We start from the raw sequence: 13,630 nt of genomic DNA, 5'->3' as shown, positions 1-13,630 counted from the left end.
TCATTTGACTTTACTTCTTAAAAAAATCCAAGTGCTTTTTTGTCGTAGGAAATAAGCATATTTTTAGTTTGCCTGTAGTGGTTCAACATCATTTTATGGGTTTCCCTACCAATTCCTGATTTCTTATATCCGCCAAAAGGAGCATGTGCCGGATAGGTATGATAGCTATTTACCCAAACGCGACCGGCCTTAATTGCCCTGGCCACCTTGTAGGCCTGATGGGTATCCCTTGTCCATACGCCAGCGCCCAGACCATATAATGTATCATTGGCAATCTCAATAGCCTCTGCCTCATCCTTAAAGGTTGTTAGGCACACAACAGGACCAAAGATCTCTTCCTGAAAGACCCTCATTTTATTGTTTCCTTTTAGAATAGTGGGCTGAATATAAAAACCCCCTTCCAAACCTTCATTATAGGCTGCATCACCACCGGTTAGTACTTCACAGCCCTCCTCTTTTCCAATTTTGATATAGTTCAGGATTTTTTCATATTGATCGTTGGAAGCCTGTGCACCCATCATAGTTTCAGGATCCAGTGGATGTCCCAGCCTTATTTTGTTGGTACGGGCAACAACACGCTCAATAAATTTTTCGTAAATACTTTCCTGTACCAAAATACGGGATGGGGAGGTACATACTTCGCCCTGATTAAAGGCAAACATTGCCGCTCCCTCCAAACATTTGTCGAAGAATTCATCATCTGCTTCCATAATGCTTTCAAAAAACACGTTGGGCGATTTACCCCCCAATTCCAAAGTAACCGGAATAATGTTTTTGGAGGCGTACTGCATAATCAACTGCCCGGTAGTTGTCTCGCCTGTAAATGCAATCTTGTTAATTCTGGGATTGGAAGCCAATGGTTTACCTGCCTCAATACCAAATCCGTTCACCACATTAAGCACCCCTGCCGGCAATACATTTTCTATAAGTTCCATTAGCACCAAGATTCCCACAGGAGTTTGTTCTGCCGGTTTTAGAACTACGCAGTTTCCGGCTGCCAGTGCAGGTGCCACCTTCCAAGCTGCCATAAGTAGAGGAAAGTTCCAAGGAATAATTTGTCCAACAACTCCTAGAGGCTCTGGAATATTTAAGGATACCGTATTGGCATCCAATTCACTGGCAGTACCTTCCTCTGCCCTTATGACCCCCGCAAAATAGCGAAAATGGTCTATGGCCAAAGGTAAATCTGCAGCCATGGTTTCCCTGATGGGTTTTCCGTTATCCCAGGTTTCCGCCCGCGCCAAAACTTCCAGGTTTTGCTCCATTATATCCGCAATCTTCAACAATAAATTACTTCTTGATGCTGCGGAGGAATTATTCCATTCCGGGGCTGCAGCCCATGCGGCATCCAACGCCAGTTCAATATCCTCAGCGGTAGATCGCGCTATTTTGGTAAAACTATTGCCATCTACTGGTGAAATATTATCAAAATACTCCCCTTTGGTGGGCGACACCCATGTACCGCCTATAAAATTTTCATACTGACTTTTAAATACTGGTCTTTCGACCCTATTCTGTGTTGTGGTCTTTACATCTCCCATGATCGTATATTTTTAATTAATATTAGATTTCATTTTGCCAATCGTTATTGGCCGAGCCATATTGTAAGTGTAAGTGGCTTGTTTTCAAATGTATGAAGCGTTTTTGTTAAAATTCTGACCCATTCTATCAATAACATGAACTATCCTATCAATAATTGTTTATATCCCAATTTGAGGTGATTAATTTTGTATTTTTAACAAAATAAGCTCGTTGAATAATAATTAATGACAATTTAAATATATCTGGGATGCAGCTATCCAACGCTTACTTTAATAATAGGAGATTGGAAACTTTGGTCGAGAACCAAACGACCTATACGTTGAACAATGCTGCCATGCACGTTTTTGAAACCCATCAGCAGGCGGAGCAGATATTGCTGCAGTTTGACCAGCCTGTCCTGGCAAGTATGCTAAGTGGCAAAAAAATTATGCACCTTAGGGACCATGAGTCATTTAACTTTTTACCCGGTGAGTCACTAATACTGCCATCCAAAGAAATAATGTGTATAGATTTTCCCGAAGCAAAGGCTACCAACCCTACCCGTTGCCTGGCCATGGCCATTTCTGAGGATAAAATAAAACAGATGTTGAGGGTAATGAATGAAACCATGCCTAAATTGGATGGGAAAGAATGGGCTTTGATGGATTATAATTTTCATTTTACAAATGATATTGGCCTCTATCAAATTTTACAACGATTGCTCTTTCTATTTACGGAAAACCATCCGTCCAAAGACCTCTTTGTAGACAATATGCTAAGCGAACTGATAGTGCGGATATTACAGAGCAATGAGCGCAAGATTTACACGGAACAAACGTTGGAGGTCAGCAACAACAGTAGATTGGGGTTTATTGTCTCCTTTATTAGGGAAAATATATACCAGCCTCTAAGTATTGAAACATTGAGCAAAAAGGCCCATATGAGCGAGTCCCATTTTTACAGGGTCTTTAAAAATGAACTTGGCATTTCTCCTGTAGAATTCATTAACAATGAACGCATCAATCTGGCTGTTAGCCTTTTACAAGATCCAAAACGTACAATAAAAGAAGTATTCATGGAATGCGGTTTTGAAAGTAGGTCATATTTTAACCGTGTGTTCAAGAGAAAGAAAAATGTTTCCCCTGGCGAATATCAAGCCAATGTGGTTAGGGAAAAGAGATATTGAAAATAACGGATCGGTAGGTTGATTATCCCCATACCTTTCTTAGAAACCGAATAAAATTTTTGCTCATTATATTCTCTATATCCGTTTCCGAATACCCTTTTTCCAACAATAGTCCAGGTATCTTCTGTAGGTCTGCGATCGTATTTAGGTCAGTGGGACATTGCTCTTTTCCAAAGCCTCCATCCAGATCGGTCCCTATTCCAACGTGCAGGGAATTTCCTGCCAACTGGCAAATATGGTCTATATTGTTTATCATTTGGGCTAAAGTAACATCCATCCCCTCAGGAGTCGAAACACTCCTAACCCAATTGGGGACCATCATCCAAGCGTCCAGTGCTATCCCAATAACGCCATTCCTTCCTATTAGCTCCAATATTTGTTCATCAGAAAACTGTCTGTTATGATCCACAAATTCTCGACAATTGTTGTGGCTTGCCCAAACGGGACCATTGTATACCTTCATGGTTTCCCAAAAACTAAGATCGCATAAGTGTGTAGCGTCCAGAATTAGGTTTAATCGCTCTATTTCTTTTAATAGCTCCTTGCCTTTATGGCCAATGCCACCTACCGAATCCGTGCCATGTGCATAGGTGCCGGGACCATAGTGCGCCGGTCCAATGGCCCTCAGGCCTTGTTCATAAGCTCTTTCCAAATGGTCCATGGCAATTATGGAATCCGCTCCTTCCAAACTAAGGATATAGCCGATCGGCTTTTTACCCTTGCCATTTTCCCAAAGTTCCAAATGCGAATTCAATTGCTCCGTATTACTAATTTGAACCATTTCCCCAATTTCTTCCATGGCCTTGTACCAAGCCAGTTGTCCTTGGGTTTGGGCCCAAGCCTGTTGGGGAGAGTTCCACCCGGGAAGGGGGTTTTCCCTCTTTACGTATCTTGCTATTTGGGTAGCCAAGCAAAGACCAATATTTCCCTCTCGCATAGCACTTAAGGACACTGTATTCTTTGCCCTATCCGGTTTATCCGTCATGCCCAATTCACTTTGTCTAATTTGGGCCACGCTCCATGTTAAATCCCTATTCCATTCCATGGCGTTCATGGCCAGATCTAAATGGGCATCAAATACGAACATATTTTTCAATTTATCCCAACTTAAGGCCCAACCGATAATTATTGGTCCTTTTAAAAGAGAGGTTTATATATTTATTTTAAGGTTTCTGGCAGCTACCTGCCAAGCACCGGTTAAGCTCCCATTTTCTACCGTTAAGACTTCCTTATATTTGGCAACCGTGGGGCAAATGTGTACTGGAATAGCATAGGCCAGATCCCCTACTTCATATTTTTCATCATTGGTACATTTAACCACCAAATGCTCCTCACTCTGTCCCATTTGGGAGCAGCCTTCCCCTTCCAATAGCAATACCCTTGGAAAATTCATCTCTGAAGCCAGATGTTTATGCCCCAAATCGAAACATACCAAATTGTTGCTAGGTTTACTAATTACCCTAGTCAATAAAACAGCGGCCGGTAAAAAATCCATATCCTGATATGAGGCGGCATAGCCAGCGTCCCATAACAGTGTTGTTCCTGGGCTAGTTTCCACCCCTTCACGCTTTAAATGTATCGGAAAGGTTGGGGAACCACCGGCCACAATAGTAGGGATAGCGAATCCAAGTTTTTCCAATGTTCTTTTTAAACCCAAAACCCCTTCAAAGTCCTCATTGCATTTCTTCTCTCTTTCCGATAGATCCTTATTATGGATATGCCCATCATACACATGTAAGCCCGCAGCTTGCAAGTTAGGGTCTTCATCTATTTTTTTATATAATTCCACGGCCTTGGCATTTGGCAAAATACCAGATCTATTCATGCCATTGTTGATATCCAACCACAGTGGCACATGAATGCCTTTGTTCCTCGCGGTTTTGGAAAATAGCTCTATAATCTGACGATCATCTACAATAGTAGAAAAGGTGCTATTGGGGAATTTGGCCATCAGTCTAAACAATCGGTCTATATTGGGACCTACCGGTTGCAAGGCGAGCAATATGTCACTTGCCCCGCATTCGCCCAAGAGTTCGGCCTCGGCGATAGTGGCACACTTAAATTTTTGAATCCCATATTTCAATTGCAGCTGAACAATCTCTGCCGTCTTATGTGTTTTTATATGCGGTCTGAGGTTCTGGGTACCTCCGGCCATAGCTATCAAGGTCTTTATGTTTTCTTCTACCCGATCTGGATATACCAAAAGGGCAGGAGTAATTATATCATCCGGGGCCGTAATCTTATACCAATCCTGGTTCATCATAAAATTGTGTTCAGCTTCAATAAAGTTCAAACATGGCCTCAACTTCTACTGGAATGTTATTGGGTAGCATCATCCCAACGGCACTACGCACTCCAATACCATTTTCTTTGCCAAAAACATCCGCCATCAATTCACTAAAGCCATTTATTACATAGGGTTGTTGTCCAAAATCGGAAGTAGAATTTACCATTCCCAAAACTTTTACAACCCTTTTTATTTTGTCCAAACTTCCAAAATGTGTCTGAATAGTGGAAAGCATCGTAAGTCCCACCTGCCTAGCAGCCTTTTTGGCTTCATCGGCGTTCATATCAAAACCTGCTATCCCGATCATTAGGGATCCATCATTTTGAATTGGGCCCTGGCCAGAAACATATAAAAACCTATCTACGACCAAAATTGGTCTATAAACACCGGCAGGTTTTGGAGCCGGGGGAAAAACCAATCCTAATTCCTTAATTTTTTCGGTGGGTGAACTACTCATAATTTATTCTTTAATTAAACAAACAAACTTAAAATCATTACTCCTATCAACCCCATTACTCCCACGGTAGTTTCCATAACCGTCCAAGTTTTTAAAGTATCCTTAATGGATAGGTTAAAATATTCCTTAAACAGCCAGAACCCTCCATCATTCACATGGGAAAGCATTAAACTTCCCGAGCCTATGGCCAGCACCATTAATTCCGGACTCACCCCTGTAGCGTTTATCAGGGGCATTACGATACCTGCAGTGGTCAATCCGGCCACTGTTGCCGAACCAACGCATACCCTAATGACAGTGGCAACAAACCACGCCAATAATAACGGTGAAACAGTAGAGTCTTTTAAACTATCGGCGATATACAAACTTACACCACTGTCTATTAAGACCTCCTTAAGGGCCCCAGCACCTGCAATAATGAGCAGTACCATAGTAATCCCGGAAATAGAACTGGACATAGACCCCATAATATCGGTCATCTTTTTACCTCTAGCCAAGCCCAAGGTATAAATGGCTACCAATACGGAAATCAACATGGCGATTACTGGATTTCCCAGAAAGTTGACAAAAGGCATAAATCCATAATCCTTGGGAAATAAAAGATCGGCTACTGTAGATAACATTATTAAAATAATGGGTAGGAGGGCCGTAAAAATACTGATGTTTATTCCCGGCATTTCTTCTTCCTTTAAAACAGTAGGATTTACAAAATCCTTTAAGGGAGTAGCCTTAACATTTTTGATGGTTCTCGAAAACCATGGCCCGGCAACCGTAATAGCCGGTATAGCAATGATAATCCCATATAACAGTGTCTTCCCCATATCTGCCTCAAACATGGCGGTGATAGCCGTTGGGGCAGGATGAGGCGGAAGATAGCCATGTGTCACGGACAAAGAGGCTATCATGGGCAGGCCCACATACAAAAGTGGCAAACCAGTAGAGGCAGTAATAGTAAAAATTAAGGGAATCAATATCACAAAACCAACCTCATAGAACAAAGGAATACCCACAATAAATCCGGTCAACACCAAGGCCCACTGAATATTTTTAACACCAAATTTGGCCACTAACTTGGTGGTTATCTGTTGCGCGGCACCACTATCTGCCACCAGCTTGCCCAACATAGCCCCCAATCCTAAAATCATCACCAAAAAACCGAGGGTATTGCCTATTCCGTGTTCTATGGATTTCACCACCTGGTCCAGATCCATACCTTCCGCGATCCCCACGGCAAGCGAGACAATTATGAAAGCTATAAAGGCGTTAAGTTTAAATTTTGCAATGAGTAAAAAAAGGAGAAATAACCCTAGAATAACAATAAGTAATGGCATAGTATTGGTTTGGTATTTAATTGAATACAATTCTTAAATATACTATATCAACCAAAAAATCAATATCCTTTTTAATAATAAATTAAAATTTATACAAAAAACTTAAGGAATGGGTATCCCGATAATTAGTACAACCAAGAGACATTGATTGCTTTTTATGGGGTTTTGTAAAAATCCAGTGCTTCCAATGCCAATGGCAGCACCGGCATATACATCCCAAAGTTCATGGTAACCGTCCTGGGCTTCAGTTCCACCAAACCCAACGATAACCATGTAACATACATAAACACCTTAATCCCTTGTGACCAGCAAATAGGCATAATTGTACACATCTCTTTTTAAAAGACATCTAACATATTGACCCATATTAATTAATGGGTGGTTATAGTTTTCCTACCCTACAATTTTCGTATCTTTAATAGAAACGACATTTACAGAATAGAAATTTTAATTTTCTTTTCTGATATTGAATATGGCCTATGACAAAAGTTACAAGTTTTCCCTAGGTCCGAATAATTTTAAACAACATGTTATGGCACCACCTTTTATTCTTATCACCATTATCATATTATTTTTGTTGGCCGGAATACGCGTAGTCTTCGAATATAAAAGAGCACTAAAATTTAGATTTGGCAAGTATATAAAAACATTACAGCCTGGTTTCAGGTGGATCATTCCCATTGTGGAAACCATTCAGGTTGTGGACATTCGTGTTATAACCATTAATATTGTTTCCCAGGAAGTAATGACGGAGGACAATGTCCCCTGTAGTATTGACGGTGTAGTCTTCTTCAAGATAAACGATCCGGAGAAAGCTGTTTTGGAGGTGGAGGAATACAGGTTTGCCATTACCCAATTGGCCCAAGCGGCATTACGGGATGTTTGTGGAAAGGTTGAACTGGATACCATTTTATCCAAACGTGAGGAAATGGGAAAAAACATCAAGGCCATTGTTGAATTGGAGACCAAAGAATGGGGCATTGAAATTATTGATGTTAAAATTAAGGACATTCAACTACCGGAAAACATGAAGCGTATGATGGCCAACCAAGCAGAGGCCGAAAGGTCCAGAAGGGCACGAATTATCTTGGCCCTTGCCGAAGAACAGGCCGCAGGTAAATTATTGGAAGCAGGTAAATTGATAGATCAATCGCCCTCGGCCATAAAACTAAGGCTCTACCAAACCCTATCCAATATAGCAGCAGAAAAAAATTCTACCATACTATTTCCCTTCCCTGAAGAGGTTTTGCCCAGAAACACAAATATTACCACAAAAAAGAAAAAGTAGATATATCCCATTATTAGAATTTGGGTTTCTTTATCTTTAAGGCCAGTTTGAATATTAAAAATGGAAAAACATAGATGTGGCTGGTGCAAGGGCGATGCACTTTACGAAAAGTACCACGACGAGGAATGGGGTGTTCCTTTAAAGGATGATGACCTGTTGTTTGAATTTTTGATTTTGGAAACCTTCCAAGCCGGATTAAGCTGGATTACCATTTTAAGAAAAAGGGAGAATTTTAGAATGGCATTTGATCATTTTGATTACAGAAAAATAGCTAAATACGGAGAACCGAAAATTGAATCCCTGTTACAGGATGCGGGAATTATCAGGAACAAACTCAAGATAAGGGCCACTGTTACCAATGCCCAGGCCTTTATAAACATTCAAAAGGAATTTGGCAGCTTTAGCAAGTATATCTGGAAATTTGTCAACGGCCAGCCGATTAAGAATAACCATAGGGATTATAAAAATGCCCCGGCTCATACCCCATTGTCCGACACTATAAGTAAGGATCTAAAGAAACGGGGTTTCAAATTTGTAGGGAGCACGGTAATTTACGCCCACATGCAGGCAACCGGTATGGTAAACGATCACGAAATAAATTGCTTTAGATATAATGAAGTATAGCTATACAACCTTAGTGCTGTTTTTGATGCTTGGCCTAAATTGTTTTTCCCAACCAATAATAGAGCGGGAACATCGCATCAAAAAATCACAATTTCCTTCTATAGACATGGATAACTTACCCATGGAGAATACCAAATCTATTAGGTACTACCGAGAAGTTGACACTTCCAAAATTACCTATACCCTAAAGTTTAAGAAAGGAAAAATGCGCTACCATATAGATTACAGCGAAAAAGGGGTTATTCAAAATACGGGGTTCATGGTAAAGGAAGTTGACATTCCAACGGATACCTATACCAACATAAGTTCCGTATTGAAGGAGAAATTTAAAAAAACAAAAATTAAATATATCCAACAACGCTATCCTGGATCCGGGGAGAATGTTCTAAAAAATACCTTCCAAAATCTGATATTGCCCAGTAACACCTACAAAGTATTGCTGCGCGGCAAAAAAGCGGATACAGGGGAAGACTATATTGCCATATTTAATGCAGAGGGAAACCTAGAAAATATGGCCATGGCCTTACCGGCCAATTATGATCATGTGCTTTACTAATAGTATTGATATCGTCTTGCAAGCAGCTATTCTTTAAGGATTTTTATAAATTGTTTTCGAGGAATTTCTTCAGCGCCTAGACTTTCCAAATGTGCTGTGTACACTTGGCAATCGATCAGTTTATACTCTTTTTTTTCCAAATCTTGGGCCAAGCTTATAAATGCGAATTTGGAAGCATTGCTCCTTTTACTGAACATACTTTCCCCACAGAACACATGTCCAAGGTCAATTCCATATAGCCCTCCTACCAATTGTTCATTTTCCCATACTTCAACAGACTTTGCTATTCCCATTTGATGCAATTTTGAGTATGCGCTTTTCATTTCCGGGGTAATCCAAGTTCCTTCCTGCCCTTTGCGCTCTATGCTAGAACATGCATTGACCACATCTTCAAATTGTGTATTCCAAGTAATACTAAACTTATTGGATTTTATTACCTGGGCCATACTTTTCGAAATCTTTACGTTGTTTGGAAACAGAACCATGCGTGGGTCGGGACTCCACCAAAGAATCATGGAATCCTCATTGAACCAAGGGAATATCCCATTCTTATAGGCCAAGAGCAATCGTGCTGGGGACAGATCGCCCCCAACGGCCAATAATCCGTCATCATCGGCATTTTCTACATCCGGAAACAGTAAGCGATGGGAAAGGAGAAACATTTTGAAGTTAATTTACACTCCTTAAAATTAAGAAAACCTATTCAGTTAGGAACTGAATAGGTTTTCCCTTTTTTTTTGACTTTACACCTCTTTTAAGAACAGCTAAAGTCTGTTCCAAAGAATATTTGTCATCAATAATTAGAATGGCAAATCGTCGTGGTCATCGTCATTTACATCATCCGCTGGTTCAAATGCATCCATTGGTGGTACCGGGGGCATCCCTGGAGCATTCGCCTCATCTTGTAAACTTTCTATTCTCCAACCTTGTATGGAATTAAAATATTTGGTCTCCCCCTGTGGGTTTACCCATTCCCTACCTCTCAGATTAATACTAATTTTAACAGCTTGTCCAGCTCCAAAATTATTTAAAAGATCACATTTATCCTGTACGAACTCTACCATAATATGCTGTGGATATTGTTCCTCGGTAGTTACTACTACTTCCCTCTTTCTAAATCCGTTATTCCCAAACGTTTGGGTCTCACCTACCATTTTAATTTTCCCTTGTACTTCCATTTTGCTATTTATATAATTCTACTTTGTATTCTTTTTTTGTCAATATTAAGCAATTTGATCAGGAACACCTAAAACAAAACATCCCATCTTAAAAATTTGGGATTCAGCCCTAGGCATCGATCAACTACGAAGTCCATTTACAACTTCATTTAAAATATTTAACTAGGTTTACTCTTTTTGTCCATCCCTATGGGTAGGTATATCTGCCAATAATACCTTCCAAGCAGAGAGCACGGCCTTAGTTTTTAACAACTCTTGCGCCCTTGTATGGAGTAAAGCTTCGTCACCTGAACTTAAAATGGATCTCAACTCCAGATTATTTTCAATATAATCCCTCACTTCTTCCTGGGATGGCAATTTTTCTATATTTCCCAACATACCCAAATCGTTTCCAGTAAGGACATTGCTCAACCTAATATGCCCAGGAATTTGGTCTACCCCAATCCCCAAGCTAGAATTGGGTTTGGGCACTTCAAACAATCCCAAATTGGCCCTGCTGTACCAGTTGCCCCCCATTCGGGCCACCTGATCAATTTTAAATTGATCTATGCTCCCGTTTTCATCCAAAATATCGGTATCCATATGTATTTTTAGCACTTCCGAAAAGATTAGATTACCTGCGCCGCCCTCTTTTCCTAGGGGTTCCACCTTCACAACCTTACATTCGAACTGCACAGGTGATTCGGCCACCCTAAAGGGCTTTACCAAATCCGAAGGCAACATGGTTAGTCCAGATTTGACAAATTCGTTCTCACCCTCCCCGTACTCCGTGCTTGCCAAGGACATTTGTTGCACCATATCGTAATTGACCACATTAATGACCACCTCCATATTTTTAAGAACATTCTCCAAGGTGTGTTTAGTGGTATTGTCGCGCACCCTGCGGGAGGGAGAAAATATCAAAATGGGCGGATTGGAACTAAATACATTGAAAAAACTAAAAGGCGATAAATTAGGCCTTCCCTTCCCATCAACAGTACTTGCAAAAGCGATGGGCCTTGGCCCAACGGCACCCAATAAATACCCATGTAATCTGGCCGTGGGTACTTCTGAAGCCTTGATGGAAACCATTTTTTTCATAGCAGGTAAAGGTACGTAAAATGTAAGCAAATTGAAATAAATAGGTAGACATCAAAATAGAATATCTTTGTCCAAATTGCGTTATCTTTAAGAATAATTTTATAGATGGATGGATTTTAGTCCTAAAAAGAAAACCTCGAACCTTCTGTTATTAATAGCTTCTTTTGCTATCGTGAGCTTAATACTGTGGAACACCAACAGTTTTTTTAAGAAATTCAAGGAAGAGGAACGCCACAAAATGGAAATTTGGGCTACGGCACAATCTGAATTTTTGTCCTTACCCGTTGACGCCGACCCAGGTAACCTACACATCAAAATCTTTCAGAACAACACCTCCACTCCAATGATACTGGTCAACAAGGACAGTACCGTAAAAGTGAACAACATGCCCGGCATCCAGAAAACGGACACCGCATTTATCCACGGAAAAATAAATAAATTCAAGCAAGAAAACAAACCCATCCTGATTGAATATAAGGGAGAAAACTTGGCAACCCTTTATTACGGGAATTCCGAAGTACTCAACAAATTAAAATATTACCCCATTGCCCTTTTATTGATAATCTTCCTTTTTGGAACGGTAATCTATTTTTTGTTCAAGACCAATAAAACATCCGAACAAAATAAACTTTGGGCCGGTATGGCCAAAGAAACAGCACATCAGATAGGAACCCCCCTTTCTTCCCTCTTGGGATGGAACGAATTATTGAAGACCGAAAATATTAACCCTGAGATTACCAAGGAAATTGAAAAGGATATTAGCCGATTGGAAACCATAACCGAACGTTTTTCCAAAATTGGCTCATTACCAATCCTTAATGAGTACGACATTGTTGAAGAAACTAAAAATGCATATGATTACTTAAAATTAAGGAGTTCCAAACTCATTCATTTTTCGTTTAATTCACAAGTGGATCATGTACCCGTGCTTTTGAACAAGGCTTTGTACAATTGGACCATTGAAAACTTAGTGAAAAACGGTATTGATGCCATGAGGGGCAAGGGAAATATTGCCATTGAAATTGTTCCCAATGGCAACTGGGTAAGAATCCTAATTTCGGATACAGGCAGTGGTATCCCAAAGAAGAATTTTCAGACTATATTTAACCCCGGAGTTACCTCTAAAAAAAGGGGCTGGGGTTTAGGACTCTCCTTAGTGAAAAGAATTGTAGAAGAATATCATAAGGGCAAAATAAAAGTACTGACATCCACAAAGGACGGTACCATAATGCAAATTACATTTAAAGTTAAAAATTAAGGTGATGGCAAAGGAGAAATTGGTTATAATTAAGGAAGCGGATTTAACGAACAATTGTCCGGAATGTTTTAATCAGGAATTAAAGTTGACCTTTTATCAAAGACATACTTATGGGCGCCTATTTGACCGGACCACTAAGGATATTACCCATGAAATTAAATGCAATAAATGCAATTCCATGATTTATCCCGTAACTTGGACGGAGGACATAGACCGGGTATATGACTATTACCAGAAAATGATTGTCCCTGACCGCGCCTCCATACGTTTTACCACACTATTTTATGTTTTAACCCTTCTTCTTATTATAGTGGTAGCTGCTGGCGTTTATATTTCCTTGGAGGGAATTATTTAATATTGGCCTTAATCTTTTCTGCTATATCCGTAAAATCTTTGGGGGCAAGAGATGCCTTATGCTGAAAAGTAGCATCCCGCATTCCGTTCAAAGGAATTAAATGTACGTGTACATGGGGAACTTCCAAGCCTATTACGGTTAGGCCCACCCTATTGCAAGGCACGCTAGCTTCGATGGCCAAGCCTATTTTCCTTGAAAAGGCCATAAGCCCCAGGTAGGTTTCCTCGTCCAGATCCAAAAGCTTGTCCACCTCCTTCTTTGGGACGCATAAAGTGTGCCCCAAAGCGTTGGGATTAATGTCCAAAAAGGCATAATAATTATCGTCCTCGGCAATTTTATAGGACGGGATTTCACCGTTTATAATTTTCGTAAATATTGATGACATATAACCAAACTTAAATCAATTTAAAAGATAGTACAAATATTTTAAAACCAAGCCCTAAACATATACTTAGTATGGTTTAAACAGCCTTAACAAATACCACTAAAATCAATTAAGAGCTCCTTAA

At 40.2% G+C, this 13,630-nt stretch carries 16 protein-coding genes; 6 read left to right on the top strand and 10 right to left on the bottom strand.

The features are described from left to right. Nucleotides 1–17 precede the first annotated feature (17 nt). The gene (locus tag MWU84_RS02445) at nucleotides 18–1,541 is read right to left on the bottom strand and encodes an aldehyde dehydrogenase family protein (protein ID WP_246897818.1); all 1,524 of its coding nucleotides are present in this window, start codon (nucleotides 1,539–1,541) and stop codon (nucleotides 18–20) included. 248 nt (nucleotides 1,542–1,789) lie between these two features. Between MWU84_RS02445 and MWU84_RS02440 the strand changes: the two genes are divergently transcribed. After that, on the top strand, nucleotides 1,790–2,707 hold the full coding sequence (locus MWU84_RS02440; RefSeq protein ID WP_246897815.1) for an AraC family transcriptional regulator: 918 nt from the start codon (nucleotides 1,790–1,792) through the stop codon (nucleotides 2,705–2,707). Nucleotides 2,708–2,729: 22 nt separating this feature from the next. Here MWU84_RS02440 and MWU84_RS02435 read toward each other — a convergent pair whose 3' ends face one another. The 5 genes from MWU84_RS02435 to MWU84_RS02415 all read right to left on the bottom strand — a co-directional run bounded on the left by MWU84_RS02435 (nucleotide 2,730) and on the right by MWU84_RS02415 (nucleotide 7,055). After that, nucleotides 2,730–3,794 (bottom strand): membrane dipeptidase, encoded by a 1,065-nt coding sequence (locus MWU84_RS02435; RefSeq protein ID WP_246897811.1) that lies wholly within the window; start codon nucleotides 3,792–3,794, stop codon nucleotides 2,730–2,732. Between the two features lie 63 nt (nucleotides 3,795–3,857). After that, nucleotides 3,858–4,970, bottom strand: coding sequence for a D-TA family PLP-dependent enzyme (locus tag MWU84_RS02430; protein ID WP_246897809.1), 1,113 nt, complete (start codon nucleotides 4,968–4,970; stop codon nucleotides 3,858–3,860). 16 nt (nucleotides 4,971–4,986) lie between these two features. Then, nucleotides 4,987–5,451 carry a RidA family protein gene (locus MWU84_RS02425; protein WP_246897807.1) on the bottom strand — a complete coding sequence of 155 codons (465 nt, stop codon included), beginning with the start codon at nucleotides 5,449–5,451 and terminating at the stop codon, nucleotides 4,987–4,989. A 14-nt stretch (nucleotides 5,452–5,465) separates the two neighbouring features. After that, on the bottom strand, nucleotides 5,466–6,782 hold the full coding sequence (locus MWU84_RS02420; RefSeq protein WP_246897805.1) for a gluconate:H+ symporter: 1,317 nt from the start codon (nucleotides 6,780–6,782) through the stop codon (nucleotides 5,466–5,468). A 102-nt stretch (nucleotides 6,783–6,884) separates the two neighbouring features. Then, entirely contained in the window at nucleotides 6,885–7,055 is a 171-nt protein-coding gene (locus tag MWU84_RS02415; protein ID WP_246897802.1) for a hypothetical protein, read from the bottom strand. 259 nt (nucleotides 7,056–7,314) lie between these two features. Between MWU84_RS02415 and MWU84_RS02410 the strand changes: the two genes are divergently transcribed. The 3 genes from MWU84_RS02410 to MWU84_RS02400 are packed head-to-tail and all read left to right on the top strand — an operon-like array spanning nucleotide 7,315 to nucleotide 9,250. Then, nucleotides 7,315–8,070, top strand: coding sequence for a slipin family protein (locus MWU84_RS02410; protein ID WP_246897800.1), 756 nt, complete (start codon nucleotides 7,315–7,317; stop codon nucleotides 8,068–8,070). Nucleotides 8,071–8,130: 60 nt separating this feature from the next. Continuing rightward, entirely contained in the window at nucleotides 8,131–8,694 is a 564-nt protein-coding gene (locus tag MWU84_RS02405; protein ID WP_246897798.1) for a DNA-3-methyladenine glycosylase I, read from the top strand. Continuing rightward, nucleotides 8,684–9,250 (top strand): hypothetical protein, encoded by a 567-nt coding sequence (locus MWU84_RS02400; protein WP_246897795.1) that lies wholly within the window; start codon nucleotides 8,684–8,686, stop codon nucleotides 9,248–9,250. Before MWU84_RS02405 ends, MWU84_RS02400 begins: the two co-directional genes overlap by 11 nt. A gap of 26 nt (nucleotides 9,251–9,276) precedes the next feature. On the opposite strand, the gene aat is transcribed toward MWU84_RS02400, so the two are convergent. The 3 genes from aat to MWU84_RS02385 all read right to left on the bottom strand — a co-directional run bounded on the left by aat (nucleotide 9,277) and on the right by MWU84_RS02385 (nucleotide 11,499). Next, the gene (gene aat, locus MWU84_RS02395) at nucleotides 9,277–9,912 is read right to left on the bottom strand and encodes a leucyl/phenylalanyl-tRNA--protein transferase (protein ID WP_246897793.1); all 636 of its coding nucleotides are present in this window, start codon (nucleotides 9,910–9,912) and stop codon (nucleotides 9,277–9,279) included. A gap of 138 nt (nucleotides 9,913–10,050) precedes the next feature. After that, the gene (locus tag MWU84_RS02390; RefSeq protein ID WP_246897790.1) at nucleotides 10,051–10,428 is read right to left on the bottom strand and encodes a DUF3127 domain-containing protein; all 378 of its coding nucleotides are present in this window, start codon (nucleotides 10,426–10,428) and stop codon (nucleotides 10,051–10,053) included. Nucleotides 10,429–10,596: 168 nt separating this feature from the next. After that, the gene (locus MWU84_RS02385; protein WP_246897983.1) at nucleotides 10,597–11,499 is read right to left on the bottom strand and encodes a flavin reductase family protein; all 903 of its coding nucleotides are present in this window, start codon (nucleotides 11,497–11,499) and stop codon (nucleotides 10,597–10,599) included. A 118-nt stretch (nucleotides 11,500–11,617) separates the two neighbouring features. Here MWU84_RS02385 and MWU84_RS02380 point away from each other — a divergent pair, with 118 nt between their 5' ends. Both MWU84_RS02380 and MWU84_RS02375 read left to right on the top strand, forming a co-directional pair. Further along, on the top strand, nucleotides 11,618–12,766 hold the full coding sequence (locus tag MWU84_RS02380) for a HAMP domain-containing sensor histidine kinase (RefSeq protein ID WP_246897788.1): 1,149 nt from the start codon (nucleotides 11,618–11,620) through the stop codon (nucleotides 12,764–12,766). A 4-nt stretch (nucleotides 12,767–12,770) separates the two neighbouring features. Then, a complete protein-coding gene (locus MWU84_RS02375) occupies nucleotides 12,771–13,121 on the top strand; it encodes a hypothetical protein (RefSeq protein WP_246897786.1) in 351 nt (116 codons plus the stop codon). On the opposite strand, the gene MWU84_RS02370 is transcribed toward MWU84_RS02375, so the two are convergent. Next, the gene (locus MWU84_RS02370) at nucleotides 13,114–13,506 is read right to left on the bottom strand and encodes an HIT family protein (RefSeq protein ID WP_246897784.1); all 393 of its coding nucleotides are present in this window, start codon (nucleotides 13,504–13,506) and stop codon (nucleotides 13,114–13,116) included. The genes MWU84_RS02375 and MWU84_RS02370 overlap by 8 nt on opposite strands. Nucleotides 13,507–13,630: the final 124 nt, after the last annotated feature.

Source organism: Arenibacter sp. F20364, assembly GCF_023015905.1.
Lineage (GTDB): Bacteria > Bacteroidota > Bacteroidia > Flavobacteriales > Flavobacteriaceae > Arenibacter.
The sequence above is the reverse complement of the archived record's forward strand: the minus strand, read 5'-3'. Positions and strand labels throughout refer to the sequence as shown.